This window comes from Sediminicoccus sp. KRV36, assembly GCF_023243115.1.
Taxonomy (GTDB): domain Bacteria; phylum Pseudomonadota; class Alphaproteobacteria; order Acetobacterales; family Acetobacteraceae; genus Roseococcus.
Genome location: NZ_CP085081.1, coordinates 1,677,719 through 1,694,734 on the forward strand (window position 1 = coordinate 1,677,719; position 17,016 = coordinate 1,694,734).

Sequence of the window (17,016 nt, forward strand, 5' to 3'; positions counted from 1 at the left end):
GTGGCCCTTCGTTGTGCCAGTGACATCGTCGCGCCCCCGAATCACGGCCCGCGGCGCTGCCGCTTCAACCGATCAGGGGCATGGACCTGCCGCTTCACCGGAATTTCGCCGGCTCCAGGGGCTTGAATGCGGGGCGGGCCGGGCGGTTGCAAGCCACCCGGCTGAAATTCCGCGTCAGGCCGGCACCGCATAGGCGCTGCCCGAGGCGGCGGCGCCGATCATGGTTTCATAGACCGCGACACCGTGAATCGCCTCATCCAGCGGCAAGGGATAGGCGGGGCCGCCGGCCACGGCGGCGGCGAAGGCCTCCAGCTCGGCATGCTCGATATCCGTCACCGGGAATTCGCGGGTCCATTCCTGGCCGTCGCGGCCGCGGAAGAACAGGTGCTCATGGCCGCGCAATTCCAGCAGCCCGTCCGTGCCGAACAGCGCTACGCGCCAGTAGCGGGGTGCCAGCGCCAGGGTGGCAAAGTTCAGCGTGGCGCCATTGGCCAGCGTGGCCAGCATGGCCGTCGTGTCGTCGATCGTGGTGCTGACCTTGGCGTGGCTTTGCACGCGCACATCGCGGAAGGGGCCGGCCAGGTGGATGATCATGTCCACCATGTGGATGCCCATGCCGCCCATGCCGCCCAGCGGGCTTTCGGCGCGGTCGGCGCGCCACATCCCCTCCTTGTAGGCGAAGGCGCCGGGGCCGCTGAACTGGCCCTCGACATGCAGCAGCGTGCCGATGCCGCCCGTGGTGATGATGGATTTCATCTCCGCCACGGCCGGCAGGAAGCGGCGGTTATGGCCGAGGGCGAGCACCACGCCCGCCTTCCGGCAGGCCGCGACCGAGGCTTCGGCGCTGGCCTTGCTCAGCGTGAAGGGCTTCTCGACGAAGACATGCTTGCCGGCGGCGGCGGCGGCGATCACCTGCTCGGCATGGATGCCGTGCGGGCTGGCGAGGGCCACGGCCTGCACCTCGCGGTCGGCCAGGACATCGGCATAGGTCGCGTGAAGGCGGATGCCCTTTTCGGCGGCGTAGTCGCGCGCCTTGTCCAGCGTGCCGGTGGTGCCGGCGACGAAGCGCAGGCCCGTCCCGTTCTTGCCCTGAACGGAATTCACCAGGGTGCGGCCCCAATTGCCCATGCCAATGATCGCGGTGTTGAGCATTTCGTTTCGTCCTCGTCGCGCGCAGCCAACGCAAAGGCCGGTCGGCCATGCGGCACTTGTCGTGGTTGGTCGGGCCGATTCGCCCGGCACCTGGGAATCAGGCGGCAGGATCGGACCCTTGGGTGGGATTTTCCAGATGTCTGGCCCAGCCGCGCATCCGTGTCACGCCCCAGAGCGTCACCAGCATGGCGCAGCAGGCGGCGATGATGGTGGGCAGGCGCATGCCGAACACCTCGCCCGCCGTGCCGAGCACCAGTGCGCCCAGCGCCGGGCAGGCGCGGGTGATCAGGCCCCACAGGGCCAGGGTGCGCCCGCGCATCCGCGTCAGTGCGGCGGATTGCGCCAGGGTCTGCACCGAAATCCCGTGGATCGAGGCGCAGGCCCCATAGAGCGCGCCACACAGCACGGCGAAGGCAAACCACCCGGTGGCGACAAAGCCGACGGCGCAGACCGCCTGGCCACCCGTCGCCAGCACGGCGATGCGCGTGGTGCCCGCCAGCCTCCCGCGTGAGGCGACCCAGAGCCCCGCCGCCAGCGCGCCCACGCCGATGGCGCCCGTCAGCAGCGCCAGCCCGGCTGCCCCCTGGCCGAACAGCCGCTCCACATAGGGTGGCAGCACCTCCTGCACGCCGCGCAGCAGGATGGCGCTGATGCCGGCAAACAGCAGGATGGGGCCGATGCCCGGGTGGTTGGCGGCATAGCGAATGCCCTCGGCCGTTTCCGACAGCAAGGAGGCTTCGGGCGCATGGCCCCGGATGTGGCCGGGGTCCACCGTCATCATCGGCAGGCTGGCAGTGGCGACGACATAGGCCAGCACATTGCACAGGATGGCCGGCACCACGCCCCAGAGCGCCACCATCGGCCCCGCAATGGCAGGCCCCAGAAAGCGCGCGACATTGTAGCAGAGCGAATTGCAGGCGACGGCGGCCGGCAGGTCGGCGCGGGGCACGAGGCCCGGCATCAGCGCCTGGCGGGCGGGCTGCGCGAAGCTGGCCGCGATCCCGCCGATCACCTCGAACACCAGCAGCGAGCCGATGGAAATCACCCCGGCCCAGGTGAGGATGGCGATGCCCAGCGCCTGCGCGCCGATCACCCCCTGGGCGATCATGGTGAGCTTTACGCGGTTCATGCGGTCCGCGACCGCACCCGCGATGGGGCTGAAGATCACGGCGGGGGCGAGGTCGCAAAACGCCACCATGCCCACCCAGAAGGCCGAGCGCGTGAGCTCCCAGGCCAGCCACATCACCGCGATCCGGTGCATCCAGAGCCCGGTCCAGGCGGTCAGGCTGGCCGAGAAGAAGATTCTCGCATCGCGGTGGGAAAGGGCGCGGCTGAGCGCGCCGAAAGGGGCCAGATCAGGTGCCCGTGCGGGTGGTTCGCGGGCGCCGGGTGCTGGGCGCGGGCGCGGCCGCGGGCGTCGTGGCGGCAGGGGCCGGCTGCACCGAGGGGTCGGTCTGGGTATTGGCGCGGATGCACTCGTTGATGCGCCGGTCGAACAGGAATTGCCGGCCCAGCAGGTCGGATTGGCTGGTGGCCGGCAGGGCGCCGAAGCCGGAGCCCTGGCGGGAATTGCTCTCATCCTCGCGCAGCAGCTGGCCGCGATCCTGGCGCTGGATCTCGCGCGCCGCCTGTTCGCGGCAGGCCTGCGCCACGGCCGGGTTGGTCCGCGGATCACCCGGGCGGGGTGGCGCCAGCGTCGGCGCATCGAAGCGCGCCGTAGTGGAATTGGGGGCGCCGCAAGCCACCAGGAGGGGGGCGGCAAGTGCCAGGACGGGGGTGAGCCAAGCGGCGCGCAACATGCGGGGGCGTCTTTCCTTGGGTGGAATTTCAGGTCGGGGCATAGGGAATGCTCCGCGCCAGCATGGCACGCAATGCGCCATCCTCGAAACGCCCCGTGGTATCGAGTGGCGCGCGGGCGGCGGCGGCGAGCAAGGCCGGGTGGAATTCCGCCCCTTCGGCCGTGATGGTGAAGAAGCCGCGCAGCCATTTCGCCCGGCCCAGCACCTCGACCAGCGCGAGCAGGCGCAGGCAGAGCGCCACATCGCCCAGCGAATCCAGCCCCTGCCGGCGGGCCATCGCCTCGGCCCAGCAGGCGGCATCCGCATCGGTCAGGGCGATTTCCACCCCATCCTCGAAGGCGATCAGCCGGGCCGGCCCCCAGAGCCCGGCCTCGGCCGAGGCGCGCGCCGCCTCCCAGGCGGCAACCAGGGCGGCGGGCCGCACCGGGGGCAGCGCCTGCGCGGTGACGCCGATGGCATGCCGCAGCGCGCCGGAGGGGAGGGAGGTGGTGGTGACGCGCATGCGCTCAGCGCCGCGCGACCCGGGTCTCGCGATCGGGGCGCAGCCCGGCCGAGCGCAGCAGGGACGCGGCCAGGGCCTCGGCCAGGCAGGCATAGCCGCGGTCATTGTGGTGCAGCCCATCGGGGGCGAGGACCTCGGCATCCGGCAGGCCGGCATCCCGCCAGCGCTGCATCAGGCGGGAGCGGGCGAAAAGCGGCACGCGCTCCTCGCGCGCCAGGGATTGCATGGCCGCATCGAAGCTGCGGCTGGCCGGCGCGCTGAGAATCCGGGGGGAGCGCTGATTGTCCATCAGCACCACCTCCACCCCTGCCGCACGCAGGCGCCGCAGCCCCTGCCGCATCAGCGCCAGGAACTGCTCGGGGTCGCGGCCTTGCAGCACCTCATTGCCGCCGGCCTGCCAGATCACCAGGTCCGGATCATGCGAGAGCACATCCTGTTCCAGCCGCGCCAGCATGTCGGCCGAGGTTTCGCCCGATTTCCCGGCATTGATGACGCGCAATTCCACCCCCGGCAGGGCATCGCGCAGCAGCGCCTGCAACCGGGCGGGATAATTGGCCCGGGGTGAGGAAGCGCCCGCCCCCTCGGTCGAGGAGGAGCCGAGTGCGACGATGGTCAGCGGCTCGCCCGCATCCAGCTCCGCCTGCACGCCGAGCAGTGGCGCCAGTGCCTCGCGCGCGGAAGGGCAGCCCGCCGCGAAGGCCGGGGCCGACAGGCCGAGCACCGGGGCCGACAGGCCGAGCACAAGGAGGGGGACTGCAAGGCGCCACATATGGCTAATATAGGCGCGCATGAGTGAAATCGCCAACCAATCCAGCCCGGCATCGGCCCGGCCCCGGCGCGATCCGCGCGCCGATCTCTGCCGGGGTCTCGCGCTGTGGATGATCGTCGTGGACCATACGCCGGGAAACTGGCTGAGTGGCCTGACCATCAAGAACTTCACCCTCTCGGACGCGACGGAGGTGTTTGTCCTGCTGGCGGGCTATGCCGCCGCCTTCGCCTATGCCGGCCAGGCGGACCGGCAGGGCTGGGCGCCGGCCGCCGCCGCCCTGGTGCGGCGCGTCAGCAAGCTCTACGTCGCGCACATCTTCCTGCTGGTGGTGTTCACCGCGCAGGTGGGCTTCTCGGCCGCCACGCTGGACCGCGCCATCTACCTCGATGAACTGGCGCTGGACCCCTTCGCCGAGCAGCCCTACCGCACCTTGCTGGAGGCCTTGCTGCTGCGCTTCCAGCCGGCCTTCCTCGATATCCTGCCGCTCTACATCGTGCTGCTGACCATGCTGATCCCGGGGCTGGTGATGCGGCCCTGGCCCTGGCTGATGCTGGGGCTTTCGCTCACGCTCTGGCTGGGCGCGCGGGCGCTGGGGGTGAATTTCCCGCGCTGGCAGGAGGGGGGGTGGTTCTTCAACCCGCTCGCCTGGCAGGTGCTGTTCGTGCTGGGCTTCCTGCTCGGCCAGTCGGTGCGCGGCGCGCCCTCCATTGCCCTGCCGCCGCGCAGTGGCTGGAGCACGGGGGCCGCGCTGCTGCTGCTGGGCCTCGGCCTCGCGGCCATGTTCGCCTCGGACCGGCCGGGGATGATGGAGGGATGGCCGCTCTGGGTGCCGGGGTTCCTCGCCGGCATCGACAAGACCTCGCTGCATCCGCTGCGCCTCGCCTCCATCATCGCGCTGGCCTACCTGGTCGCGGCCTATGTCCCGCGGGAGGGGCGGTTCCTGCGCTCGGTCTGGATGGAGCCCTTCGCCATGATGGGCCGGCATAGCCTGCCGGTCTTCTGCTTCGGCATCCTGCTCTCCTTCCTGGCACGGCTGATGCTGGAGGCCGGCGACGGCTGGGCGATGCAGGTGGCGGTCAACATGCTGTGCCTGTGCGCGCTCATCCTCGTCGGCTGGGTCGCCGAATGGTCACGCGGGACGATGCGCCCGCGCGAGCCCGCCCTGCCTGCCGCAACCGTCCTGTCTGCCCCATTGGAGGCTCGTTGAACCATGCGCATGCCCTTCCTGCGGAGCATCCTCCTCCTTGGCCTCCTCGCCGGGCCGCTGCCGGCCCATGCGCTGAGCTGCGACGTCCCGCCCGAAATGGCGGGCGCGGTCCGGCCCTTGCCCGCCGTGGCGCGGGCCTTGCAGGCGGGCGTGCTGCGCATCCTGGTGCTGGGCTCGGGCTCGATCACCGGGCCGGGCGCCTCGGGGCCGGATGCCACCTGGCCGGCCCGGCTGGAAAGCCTGCTCGCGGCGGCGCATCCCGGGCTGCGGGTGGAATTGACGGTGCGCGGTGGCCGGGGTGTCACGGTGCATGACCACCTGGCCCTGCTGCGTGAGGGGCTGAATGTGGGCATGCCCAACCTCGTCGTGTGGCAGGCCGGGACGGTCGAGGCGGTGCGCGGCCTTGATCCCGATGACATGGGCGAGGCGATGCTCCAGGGGCTCGACCGGATCCGCCGGCGTGGTGCCGACATGATCGTGATGGACCAGCAATTCTCGCGCTTCCTGCGCGCCAATACGAATATCGAGCCCTATCGGGACAAGCTGCGCCTGGTGGCGGCGGCGGCCGGCGCGCCGCTGTTCCAACGCTATGATCTGATGCAGTACTGGGTGGAAGCCAGCGCGCTCGACCTGGAGCGCGCGCCGCGCGCGGAGCGTGGCGCCATGACGGACCGGCTGAATGATTGCCTGGCGCGCGCGCTGGGGGACCTCATCGCGCAAGGTGTGGCCGAGGCGAGGTAGGGATGGGGCGCGCCGGGGGTGCGCCCGTTCCATCGGCACAGCCGAGCCGGGTGATCGGCGGCGCTGAAACGCCGCGGCTGCGGGGTGGTTCCGCGCGCGGGAAATCCCCTCTAGCTTCCCGCCCCATGATCAATCCCGCATCCTTCCCCGCCCCCGAGGCCGCCGCCCGCATTGCCGCCGGCAGCCTTTCCGCCACCGCCCTGGCCGAGGTGATGCTCGGCCGCATCGCCGAGCGCGAGCCGGTCTTGCGCGCCTTCACCCATCTCGAGCCGGCATTGGTGATGAAGCAGGCCGCGCGGGTGGATGCGGCGGTGAAGGCGGGTGCGAAGCTGCCGCTGGCTGGCCTGTTCGTCGGCGTGAAGGATGTGATCGATACGGCCGACCAGCCCTCGCAATATGGCTCGCCGATCTGGGGCGGGCACCGGCCGCGCAGCGATGCGGCCTGTGTGGCGCTGGCGCGGCGGGCGGGTGCGATCATCGCCGGCAAGACCGTCACCACCGAATTCGCGACGCGCTTCCCAGGGCCCACCACCAATCCGCATAACGCGGCGCACACGCCGGGTGGCTCCTCCTCCGGTTCGGCCGCGGGCGTGGGGGCGGGCGTGCTGCACCTGGCCTTCGGCACGCAGACGGCGGGCTCCATCGTGCGCCCGGCCGCCTATTGCGGCGCGATCGGCTTCAAGCCGAGCTACGGCACGCTGCACCGCGCCGGCATGAAGGTGATGAGCGAGAGCCTGGACACCATCGGCCTCATGGGCGCGACCATCGCCGATGTGGCCCTGGGCATGACGGCGCTGACCGGCGTGGACCACGCGGCGGCCAAGCCTGGCCGCGCGCCGAAGCTTGCCCTGGTGCTCGCCCCCGGGCTGGCCGGCACGCCGGAGACGGCGGCGCTGATGGAGCGCGTGAGCGAGGCGGCCCGCAAGGCTGGCGCGACCGTCACGCTGATCACCCTCGGCGCGCCCTTCACCGAGGCGGTGGCGCTGCATCCGCATGTGATGAACATGGAATCGGCCGAGGCGCTGGCCTGGGAGATGGACCATGCCCGCGCCCAGCTGAGCCCCATCCTGCGCGAGCGGATGGAATGGGGCATGAGCGAGCCGCGCGCCAAGCTGGCCGCGGGCCGTGCCGCCTTCGCCGCCGCGCAGCTGGCCTTCAACGACGCCATCGCGGGGTATGACGCGGTGCTGACGCCCTCCGCCCCGGATGAGGCGCCGGCGGGCCAGGATTACACGGGGGACCCGATGTTCAACACGCTCTGGACCCTGCTGCACACGCCCTGCGTGACGGTGCCGGCGGGGCAGGGCGCGCACGGCCTGCCGCTGGGGGCGCAGATCGTCACGCGGCGGGGCGAGGATGCCGCCTGCCTGATGTGGGGCGAGTGGCTGCATGGCGCGCTCCATGGGTGAGATCCTCGTCGCCGGCGGTGGCATTGGTGGCCTCGTCGCCGCGCTGTCATTGCAGGCGGCGGGCTTCACGCCGCGCGTCTTCGAGGCGGTGGCCGAGTACAGGCCGCTCGGCGTCGGCATCAACGTGCTGCCCCATGCGGTGCGCGAGCTGACCGAGCTGGGGCTGGCGGAGCCGCTGGCCGCCACCGGGATCGCCACGCGGGAGCTGCGCTACATCAGCGCGCATGGCCAGGAGATCTGGCGGGAGGATCGCGGCCTGGCGGCGGGCTATCGCTGGCCGCAATACAGCATCCATCGCGGCATGCTGCAGATGCTGCTGGTGGAGGAATGCCGCGCGCGGGGCATTCCGCTGCACACCGGCCATCGCGTCACGCGGTTCGCGCAGGACGGGGATGGCGTGACGGCGCATTTCGACAACGGCGCCGAGGCCCGGGGCGCCGCGCTGATCGGCGCCGATGGCATCCATTCCGCCATTCGCCGCCACTTCGCGCCGGATGAGGGCGCACCCTCCTGGCAGGGCGCCGTGCTCTGGCGCGCGACCACCGTGGCACCCCCCTTCCTGACGGGCGCGACCATGGTGCAGGCCGGGCATCATGACCAGAAATTCGTCTGCTACCCGATCCGGCATCTGCCCGATGGCCAGGTGCTGACCAACTGGATCGCGGAGATGCGCATGCCCGTCGAGCAGGGCTTCAACCGCGAGGACTGGAATCGCGAGGCGGATCGCAACAGCTTCCTGCCGCATTACGAATCCTGGAACTGGGGCTGGCTCGACGTGCCCGGGCTGATCCGGGGTGCGGAGCGCGTGCTGGAATACCCGATGGTGGACCGCGATCCGCTGGAGCGCTGGTCGGAGGGGCGGGTCACGCTGCTCGGCGATGCGGCGCATCCGATGTATCCGATCGGCTCCAATGGCGCCTCGCAGGCCATCCTCGATGCGCGGCAACTGGCGCTGCACCTGGCGCGTGCGGGTGACATCGCCGAGGGGCTGGCGCGCTACGAGGCGGCGCGGCTGCCGCCGACCGCGAAGCTGACCCTGGCCAACCGCGCCCTCGGCCCGGACCTGATCCTGGAGGAGGTGCATCGCCGCGCCCCGCAGGGCTTCAACGACCTGCATGCCGTGATCAGCGAGCGCGAATTGACCGAGACGGCGTCCAACTACAAGCGCCTGGCCGGCTTCGACCCGGCGCTGCTGAATGAGCGGGAGAGCTGGAGCGTGTGACGGCCCGCCCTGGCTCAGGGCGGCGGGATCACGACATAGACCACATCCGTGCCCTGCATGTAGGGCCGCAGCCAGGCATCGCCGCAGCGGAACAGCGTGCCTTGCGGGCCGGATTGCGTGACGCAGCCCGAGGGCAGGCTGCTGTAGGCCGCGCCGATCGCCATCGGCGCGGGGCCCGCCGCCGGGCGCGCGGCGGCAGCGACCGCCGCCCCGGTCACGGCGCCGACCGCGACGCCCGCCGCCACCGCGCCGGCCGTGGGATAGCCGGGATAGACCGGCACCGGCCGGATCACCGCGGCAGGTGGCCGCGCCACGGGATAGAGCGGGGCCGCGGGGTAACCCGGCCGCGCGCCATAGGCGACATTGCCCTCGGGCCCGCGCACGGCGGCGCCGCCATAGCGGCCGACGGCGGCGGCATTGCCTTCGGGGCCGCGCACGGCCGCCCCGCGCGGGCCGCTGGCCGCCACACCGCCGCGCGGGCCTTCCGCCACCGCCCCGCGTGGGCCGGCCGCGTAGCTGCCACCGCGCGGGCCGCTGCCGGAGGTCCAGGCCTGCGCCTCGGTGGCGGCGCCAAGCCCGAGCAGGATAAGGGCCAGGTGGGGGCGGATCATGGCGTGGTCCTCCGGGTCAGGGCGGCGGCGGCCGGGCTTTGGCCGGGTGGCAGGAAGCTGGCGCGGGCCGCATCGGGCGGCGGGGTGAAGGCAAAGGTGCTCTCGGGCAGGCGGGGGCGCAGGTCCCACGTCTCGAAATCGAGGATCACGCGCAGCCGCTCCGGCCCCGGCTCCACATAGGAGACGCGCAGCGGCAGGCCGCTGGCGGCGGCTTCCAGCCAGATTTCCCAGTGGCCATTGGGCCCGTTGAGCGCGAAATGCTCCACCACCACATCGCGGATGATGGAGCGGCCGATCCGCCGGCCCGTCGTGCCCGGCGGCGTCAGCGTGGCGTAGGGGTCGGCGGCAAACAGCGGCAGGATCGGCAGGGCGACGCCCAGCCGCTCCTGCACGGCATGGAGCGCTGGCTCCAGCGGCCCGGTCAGCGCTTCGCTGGCAAAGATGTTCTGGTGGGTGTTCAGCGCGGTGAAGCTGCGGCCGTCATACCAGAGGTTGAAGCTGCCGAGGTCACTGCCGGTGCTGGCATAGAGCCGGTCCGGCCGGCGGATGGCGATGGCAGTGGTGCCACTCAGCAGGATGGTCTGGCCTGGGGCGGCGGGCGCCTCGCGCAGGGTGTTGACGCGCAGCGTGAAGGCCGCCGCTCCGGTGAGGGTGGCGGACATGCGGCGCAGCGCGGCACTGGCCTCGGGCTCCAGCGCCGCCGCCGGGGCGGGCGCGGTGGTGGTGGGCGGCGGCGTCTCGGCGCAGGCGGCGAGGCAGAGAGCGAGGCCCAGCGCCGCCTTGCGCCAGGGCCGCATGGTGGATGGTGACATCTTGGCGGGCTTTCCTCATCTGGTCGGCGACATCGCGACGCTGCGCGAGACTGGCACAGCGGATGCGCCGCGTCGAAATGCTTTCTTGCCGGCGCCCCCCACCCCACTTGCGGTGCGGCGGGGCGTGGGCGATGTGTGCGCGCAATGCCAAGGGGAACCGCCATGCCGCAACGCCGCCACATCCTGCTCGCCACACCCGCCTTGCTGCTGGCGGGCCGGACTCATGCCCAATCCTGGCCGCAGCGGCCGGTGCGGATCATCGTGCCCTTCGGCCTTGGCGGTTCGGCCGATGTCGCCGCACGGCTGCTGGCCGAGCCCTTGCAGCAGGCCTTCGGCCAGCCCTTCGTGGTCGAGAATCGGCCCGGCGCCGGAGCCACCATCGGCACCGACCAGGTGGCGAAGAGCCCGCCCGATGGCCAGACGCTGCTGCTGATGAGCAATACGCACACCGCCAATGAGACGCTTCTGCCCAACCGGCCCTACCAGCTGATGCGGGATCTGGCCCCCGTCGCCGCCATCAACATCGCCTATCACGCGCTGGTGGTGCATCCCTCGATCCCCGCCACCAACGTGGCGGAACTGATCGCGCTGCTGCGCGCCAATCCCGGCAAATACGACTATGCCAGCAGCGGCCCCGGCACGCCCTATCACATCGCGGGCGAGGTTTTCCGCGCCATGGCCGATGTGCAGATCCAGCACATCCCCTTCCGCGGTTCGAATGAGGCGCGCACGGCGGTGATTTCGGGCCAGGTGCCCATCATGTTCGACGCCATCCCCACCATGCGCGAGCAGATCGCCGCCGGGCGCGTGCGCGGGCTTGCCACCACCGGCCCGCAGCGCAGCGTGCTGCTGCCCGACGTGCCCGCCGTGGCCGAGACGCTGCCCGGCTACGAAGCCTCGATCTGGCTCGGGCTGATGGCGCCGACGGGCACGCCGCGCGCCATCGTGGATCGCCTCAATGCCGAGGTGAACCGCATGCTGGAACGGCCGGAAACGCGGGAGCGCCAGGCAGCGGCCGGCGCGCAGCCGCTGCCCATGTCGGTCGAGGATTTCGACGCCTTCCTGCGGCGCGATATCGAGCGCCAGCGCGAATGGATCCGGATGGCGCGGATCACCGCCACGTGACGCGCTTCACGCTGAACGGCGTGGCGGTGGAGCATGCGGCCGACGGCACGCTGCTGCAGGCGTTGCGCGGCGAATTCGCGCTGAACGGCCCGCGCTTCGGCTGCGGGGCGGAAGCGTGCGGCGCCTGCCATGTGCTGCTGGATGGACGCTCCGTCCCCGCCTGCGCCTTGCCGATGGAGGCGGTGGCGGGGCGCGATGTGATCACGCTGGAAGGGCTTGGCACGCGCGCCGCGCCACACCCCTTGCAGACAGCCCTCCTGGAGGAGCAGGCCGGCCAATGCGGCTTCTGCCTCTCGGGCATCATCGTCACGGCGGCGGCCTTCCTGCGTGAGAACCCGGCCCCCGATGAGGCGGCGCTGCGCGTGGCGCTGGATGGGCATCTGTGCCGCTGCGGCAGCCACAACCGCATCCTGCGCGCGATCATGAAGGCTGCTGAGGAAATGCGCGCATGAACCTCGCCTTTGGCGGAGCCACGCCGGATGACAAGCCGAAGCTGCCCGGCAGCCTGCATGCCAATCGCCGCCTCGGCACCTGGCTGACCTTCCTGGCGGATGGCCGCGTCGCCATCCATCCGGGCAAGGTGGAGCTGGGGCAGGGGATCCTGACGGCCCTCGCGCAGATCGCCGCCGAGGAGCTGGACGTGGCGCTGGAGCGCATCCTGGTCGCACCCACCATCACCGGCATCAGCCCGAATGAGGCGGTGACATCGGGTTCCCTCTCCATCCAGGAAGGCGGCATGGCGCTGCGCCATGCCTGTGCCGATGCGCGCGCCTTGTGCCTTTCGGTCGCGGCCCAGGCGAGTGGCGTGCCGCTGGCGGAATTGCGGGTGGAGAATGGCCGTTTCCTCGGCCCCGATGGCCCCGTCGGCTCCTATGCCGCCTTCGCCGAACGGGACCTGCTGGATGCCGAAGCCTCGCCCGATGCGCGGCCCAAGCCCGCGGCGCAGCGCCGTGTCACCGGCACATCCGCGCCGCGCCTCGACCTGCCGGCCAAGGTCTTCGGCGAGGCGCGTTTCATCCATGACCTGCGCTTCGCCGGCATGCGCCATGCGCGGATGATCCGCCCGCCCGCACCCGGTGCCCGGCTGCTGCACGCACCACCCGGCGTGCTGCGCGATGGCGATGTGCTGGCCGTCCTCGCGCCGACCGAAGCCGAGGCCGAGCGCCTGGCCGAGCGCGCGACCCGCGCCGCCCGTTGGAGCGAAGGCGCGCCCCTGCCGCTGGCCTGGCGCGACTGGCTCGCCACGGCACCAGGCGAGGAGAGTGTCGTCGCCGAGCATGGCGCGGCGGTGGCGGCGACAGAGCGCATCACGCGCCGATTCTTCCGCCCCTTCATCGCGCATGGTTCGGTGGGCACCTGCTGCGCCATCGCGGCGTATGATGGCACCACGCTGCGCGTCTGGAGCCATACGCAAGGGCCCTACAATCTGCGCGCCGATCTGGCCCTCGCGCTGAAGCTGCCGGCCGATCACATCATCATCGAGCATGTCGAAGGGGCCGGCTGCTACGGCCATAACGGCGCCGATGACGTGGCGCTGGATGCCGCCATCTGCGCCCGCCTCAGCCCCGGCGCGCCCATCCGCGTGCTGTGGTCCCGGGCCGAGGAACTGGCCCAGGCCCCGCATTCGCCGGCCATGCTGGTGGAGATCGAGGCCGGGCTGGATGCGGCGAAGAACCTCAGCGGATGGCGCGTGCATGTGCGCTCCAACGGGCATTCCGGGCGGCCGGGGCGCATCGCCACACCCGTGCTGCTGGCAGCGCCCTTGATGGAGGGTGGCCAGCCCATCCCGCCCTCGATCAACCCGCCCTTGGCCGGCGGCGGCGGCGCGCAGCGCAACATGGTGCCGCTCTATCGCGTGCCGCATCTGGCGGCGACGATGACGCGGCTGACCGAGATGCCCATCCGCACCTCCGCCCTGCGCGGGCTGGGCGCCTTGATCCATGTCTGGGCCATCGAGAGTGTGATGGAGGAACTGGCGGCCCTGGCGGGAGAGGATTCCGTCGCCTTCCGCCTGCGCCATTGCGAGGATGAGCGCGCGGCGCATGTGCTGCGTGAGGCGGCGCGCATGGCCGGCTGGGGCCGCACCCTGCCGGAGAATGAGGGGCTGGGCATCGCCGTTGCGCGCTACAAGAACAGCGGCGCCTGGTGCGCCGTTGCCGCCCATATCCGCGCCGAGGAGCGCGTGCGCTGCCTCTCGCTGCATATCGCGGCCGATATGGGCGAGGTGATCAACCCCGATGGCGCGATGAACCAGCTGGAAGGCGGCGCCATCCATGGCGTCTCCGTGGCACTCCATGAATCGGCGCGCACGGATGGCACGCGCATCACCTCCGATTCCTGGGAGAACTACCCGGTGCTGCGCTTCCGCGATGTGCCGCGCGTGCATGTGAACCTCATCGCCCGGCCCGATGCGCCGCCGCTGGGCGCGGGCGAGGCCAGCATGGCGCCCAGCATCGCCGCCATTGCGGGCGGCATTCACGCGGCACTCGGCGTCAGGCCGGACCGCTTGCCTTTCACGCCGGAGAATCTTGTTTGATGACCAAGCTGCGTATCACGCTGGCCTGCACCCTCTCGGACCGCACGCGCCCCGTGCTGGATGGGCGCGTGCCAATTCCCGGCGTGGATTTCATCGCCCTCCCGGGCGAGCCCGAGGATATCTTTCGCCGCGCCCTGCGGGACCGCGCCTTTGACGTCTCCGAGCTTTCGATGGGCAGCCACATCACCACCACGGCGCGCGGCGACAGCCCCTATATCGGCGTGCCGGTGTTTCTCTCGCGCGCCTTCCGCCACTCGGCGATCTATATCCGCACCGATCGCGGCATCACGCGGCCCGAGGATCTGGCCGGCCGCACCATCGCCCTGCCGGAATACCAGCAGACCGCGGCCCTCTGGGTGCGCGGCATCCTGCGCGAGACGCATGGGGTGGACACCCGCGGCATCAAATGGCGCATCGGTGCCGAGCGCATCGCCATCACCCTGCCGGATGGCTTCGATGTGGCGCCCTTGGGTGAAAGCCCCGAGCAGGCGCTGCGCGAAGGCCGCGTGGATGCGATGATCGGGCCCCGCCCGCCCGCGCCGCACCCGCAGATCGCGCGGCTTTTTCCGGATTATCCGGCGGCGGAAAAAGCCTGGTTCGGGCAGACCGGCTTCTTCCCCATCATGCATTGCCTGGCCGTGCGGCGCGATGTGGCGGAAGCCAACCCCTGGCTGCCGCTGGTGCTGTTCCGCGCCTTCGCCGAAGCCCGCCGCCTCTCGCTGGAGGAGCTGCGCCTGGTCAACGTGCTGCGCGTCTCGCTGCCCTGGATCGCCGCCGCCATGGAGGAGCAGGAGCGCGCCATGGGCGGCGATGTCTGGCCCTATGGCTTCGCGAAAAACCGCGCGGAAATCGCCGCCATGATCCGCTTCGCCCGCGCCGATGGCCTGGCCGCGCGGGATGTTTCGCCGGAGGAGTTGTTCCATCCTTCGGTGCTGGCGGAGTTGGCGTAAGTCAAAAAGAGGCCTCCGGCGGCTGGGGCCCCGGCCCCAGCCGCCGGAGGCCCTTTCCTGTCTTTTTTGTGGAGGCCCCTCATGAAGATCCTCATCGCCGGCGGTGGCATTGGTGGTCTCGGCGCCGCGCTGGCCCTCGCGCAGCGCGGCCACACGGTGCGGGTCTTCGAACGCACCACCGAGTTCCGCGAGATCGGCGCCGGCATCCAGCTCGGCCCCAATGTCTTCAAGATGTTCGACCGGCTGGGCGTGCGCGCCGAGATGCTGGCCCTGGCCGCCATGCCCCGGGCGCTGGTCATGCGTTGCGCCATCCATGGCCATGAGATCACGCGCGTGCCGCTGGGCGAGGGTTTCGAGGCGCGCTTCGGCCAGCCCTATGCGGTGATCCATCGTGGCGACATGCATGGCGTGCTGCTGCGCGCCTGCGCGGCGCATCCGGGTGTGGCGCTCACCACCGGCCGCGCCGCGCGCGACTACAGCCGGATCGGGGACCAGGTCGCGCTGTATTTCGAGGATGGGTCAAGCGAGCGGGGCGATCTGCTGATCGGCGCGGATGGGCTCTGGTCACGCATCCGCACCGCCATGCTGGGTGCCGAAAAGCCCGTCGTCTCGGGGCATATCGCCTATCGCGCCGTGCTGCCGATGGAGGCGGTGCCGCAGGGCATTCCGCGCGATGAGGTGGTGCTGCATGCCGGCCCCCGCCTGCACCTGGTGCATTACCCGCTGCGCCGCGGCGAACTCATGAACCTCGTCGCCGTGTTTCACAGCGCCGAATATTCCGAAGGCTGGGACGAGGCGGGTGACCCGGCGCTTCTGCAAAGGCACTTCGCCCGCACGCGGCCCGAAGTGCGCGCCATGCTGGAGAAGATCGAAACCTGGAAATACTGGGTGCTGTGTGACCGTGAGCCCAAGCGCGGCTGGCAGGATGGCCGCGCCGTGCTGCTGGGCGATGCGGCGCACCCCATGCTGCAATACCTCGCCCAGGGGGCGAATATGGCGCTGGAGGATGCGCTGTGCCTGACGGACATGCTGGCCGCCCTGCCCGTCGAAGCCGCCCTGCCGGCCTATGAGGCCGCGCGCGTGCTGCGCACCGGCCGCGTGCAATCCATGGCGCGCCTCTATGGCGATATCTACCACGCCGCCGATGTGCGGGCCGAGCTGCGCGACGCGATGCTGACGGGCCGCCCGGCGGAGGCCGCCTGGGAGGGCATGGCCTGGCTTTACGACGGGCCGGATTGGCAGGCACCATAACCTTCAAACACGGAGGAATCGTCGCATGCAACTCACCCTCGATGGCCGCAAGGCCCTGATCACCGGCGGCTCCAAGGGGCTGGGCCTGGCCATGGGCCTGGCCTTTGCCAAGGCGGGCGGGCATGTGGCGCTGGTGGCGCGCGGCGCCGAGGCCCTCGAAGCCGCGAAGGCCGAAATCCAGGCGGCGGCACCTGGCGCGCGCGTCGCCGCCATCCCGGCCGATATCCGCACGGCCGAGGGCTGCATCGCCGCGGTGGATGCGGCCGTGGCGGCACTCGGGCCCATGGATATCCTGGTGAACAATGCCGGCACTTCGCAGCGCGGGCCGTTCCTCGATATCACCGACGCGCTGTGGGAGGATGATCTCAGCCTCAAGCTGATGGCCGCCGTGCGCCTGTGCCGGGCCGTGCTGCCGGGCATGCGGGAACGCCGCTGGGGCCGCATCATCAACGTGCTGAACATCGGCGCCAAGGCGCCACTCGCGACCTCGACGCCGACCAGCGTGAGCCGCGCGGCGGGCATGGCGCTGACCAAGGCGCTGGCCAATGAATACGCGCCGGATAACGTGCTGGTGAATGCGCTGCTGGTGGGCATCATCGAGAGCGACCAATGGGTGCGCCGCCACGCGACCGACAAGCGCAATATCAGCTGGGAGGAATGGAAGGAGGAGCAGGGCCGCTCCGTGCCGCTCGGCCGCATCGGCAAGGCCGAGGAATTCGCGGCGATGGCGCTGCTGCTGGCGAGCGAGCAGGGCGGTTACGTGACCGGGACGGCGATCAATGTGGATGGTGGGCGGTCGCCGGTGGTTTGAGGCTGCCTAAGAGTTAGGCACAAGATCGAGGGGCTTTGCCCCCCGAGCCCCCCAGCAGGGAACCAGTCCCCTGCACCCCACTCGGTGAAGGTGCAGGAAACTGAGTTTCCTGCCGGGGG

General features: G+C 71.1%; 17 protein-coding genes. 10 read left to right on the plus strand and 7 right to left on the minus strand.

Annotated elements, in window-relative coordinates:
- Positions 1-174: 174 nt before the first annotated feature.
- The 5 genes from LHU95_RS07575 to LHU95_RS07595 all read right to left on the minus strand — a co-directional run bounded on the left by LHU95_RS07575 (position 175) and on the right by LHU95_RS07595 (position 4,243).
- On the minus strand, positions 175-1,152 hold the full coding sequence (locus tag LHU95_RS07575) for a Gfo/Idh/MocA family oxidoreductase (protein ID WP_248710758.1): 978 nt from the start codon (positions 1,150-1,152) through the stop codon (positions 175-177).
- Positions 1,153-1,249: 97 nt separating this feature from the next.
- Entirely contained in the window at positions 1,250-2,413 is a 1,164-nt protein-coding gene (locus LHU95_RS07580) for an MFS transporter (protein ID WP_248710759.1), read from the minus strand.
- 94 nt (positions 2,414-2,507) lie between these two features.
- Positions 2,508-2,951, minus strand: coding sequence for a hypothetical protein (locus LHU95_RS07585; RefSeq protein WP_248710760.1), 444 nt, complete (start codon positions 2,949-2,951; stop codon positions 2,508-2,510).
- A gap of 28 nt (positions 2,952-2,979) precedes the next feature.
- Positions 2,980-3,453: a hypothetical protein gene (locus LHU95_RS07590; protein ID WP_248710761.1), complete on the minus strand. Its 474-nt coding sequence runs from the start codon at positions 3,451-3,453 to the stop codon at positions 2,980-2,982.
- Between the two features lie 4 nt (positions 3,454-3,457).
- On the minus strand, positions 3,458-4,243 hold the full coding sequence (locus LHU95_RS07595; protein ID WP_248710762.1) for a GDSL-type esterase/lipase family protein: 786 nt from the start codon (positions 4,241-4,243) through the stop codon (positions 3,458-3,460).
- Here LHU95_RS07595 and LHU95_RS07600 point away from each other — a divergent pair.
- The 4 genes from LHU95_RS07600 (at position 4,242) to LHU95_RS07615 (ending at position 8,801) form a co-directional block, all read left to right on the plus strand.
- Positions 4,242-5,429, plus strand: coding sequence for an OpgC domain-containing protein (locus LHU95_RS07600; protein ID WP_248710763.1), 1,188 nt, complete (start codon positions 4,242-4,244; stop codon positions 5,427-5,429). The genes LHU95_RS07595 and LHU95_RS07600 overlap by 2 nt on opposite strands.
- 3 nt (positions 5,430-5,432) lie before the next feature.
- Positions 5,433-6,170 (plus strand): SGNH/GDSL hydrolase family protein, encoded by a 738-nt coding sequence (locus LHU95_RS07605; RefSeq protein WP_248710764.1) that lies wholly within the window; start codon positions 5,433-5,435, stop codon positions 6,168-6,170.
- Positions 6,171-6,295: 125 nt separating this feature from the next.
- Entirely contained in the window at positions 6,296-7,579 is a 1,284-nt protein-coding gene (locus LHU95_RS07610; protein ID WP_248710765.1) for an amidase, read from the plus strand.
- Positions 7,572-8,801 carry a flavin-dependent oxidoreductase gene (locus LHU95_RS07615; RefSeq protein ID WP_248710766.1) on the plus strand — a complete coding sequence of 410 codons (1,230 nt, stop codon included), beginning with the start codon at positions 7,572-7,574 and terminating at the stop codon, positions 8,799-8,801. Before LHU95_RS07610 ends, LHU95_RS07615 begins: the two co-directional genes overlap by 8 nt.
- Positions 8,802-8,815: 14 nt before the next feature.
- Here LHU95_RS07615 and LHU95_RS07620 read toward each other — a convergent pair whose 3' ends face one another.
- Positions 8,816-9,412 carry a hypothetical protein gene (locus tag LHU95_RS07620; protein ID WP_248710767.1) on the minus strand — a complete coding sequence of 199 codons (597 nt, stop codon included), beginning with the start codon at positions 9,410-9,412 and terminating at the stop codon, positions 8,816-8,818.
- Positions 9,409-10,224, minus strand: coding sequence for a DUF2092 domain-containing protein (locus LHU95_RS07625; RefSeq protein ID WP_248710768.1), 816 nt, complete (start codon positions 10,222-10,224; stop codon positions 9,409-9,411). Before LHU95_RS07625 ends, LHU95_RS07620 begins: the two co-directional genes overlap by 4 nt.
- Positions 10,225-10,386: 162 nt before the next feature.
- Between LHU95_RS07625 and LHU95_RS07630 the strand changes: the two genes are divergently transcribed.
- The 6 genes from LHU95_RS07630 (at position 10,387) to LHU95_RS07655 (ending at position 16,897) form a co-directional block, all read left to right on the plus strand.
- Positions 10,387-11,349, plus strand: coding sequence for a tripartite tricarboxylate transporter substrate binding protein (locus LHU95_RS07630; protein WP_248710769.1), 963 nt, complete (start codon positions 10,387-10,389; stop codon positions 11,347-11,349).
- A complete protein-coding gene (locus LHU95_RS07635; protein ID WP_248710770.1) occupies positions 11,346-11,801 on the plus strand; it encodes a (2Fe-2S)-binding protein in 456 nt (151 codons plus the stop codon). Before LHU95_RS07630 ends, LHU95_RS07635 begins: the two co-directional genes overlap by 4 nt.
- A complete protein-coding gene (locus tag LHU95_RS07640; RefSeq protein WP_248710771.1) occupies positions 11,798-13,885 on the plus strand; it encodes a molybdopterin cofactor-binding domain-containing protein in 2,088 nt (695 codons plus the stop codon). Before LHU95_RS07635 ends, LHU95_RS07640 begins: the two co-directional genes overlap by 4 nt.
- Positions 13,885-14,835, plus strand: coding sequence for an ABC transporter substrate-binding protein (locus LHU95_RS07645; protein WP_248710772.1), 951 nt, complete (start codon positions 13,885-13,887; stop codon positions 14,833-14,835). The genes LHU95_RS07640 and LHU95_RS07645 overlap by 1 nt, the downstream gene beginning before the upstream one ends.
- An 81-nt stretch (positions 14,836-14,916) precedes the next feature.
- Positions 14,917-16,086, plus strand: a complete 1,170-nt coding sequence (locus tag LHU95_RS07650) for a 3-hydroxybenzoate 6-monooxygenase (protein WP_248710773.1) — start codon at positions 14,917-14,919, stop codon at positions 16,084-16,086.
- A gap of 25 nt (positions 16,087-16,111) precedes the next feature.
- Positions 16,112-16,897 (plus strand): SDR family NAD(P)-dependent oxidoreductase, encoded by a 786-nt coding sequence (locus LHU95_RS07655; protein ID WP_248710774.1) that lies wholly within the window; start codon positions 16,112-16,114, stop codon positions 16,895-16,897.
- The last annotated feature ends 119 nt before the right edge of the window (positions 16,898-17,016 follow it).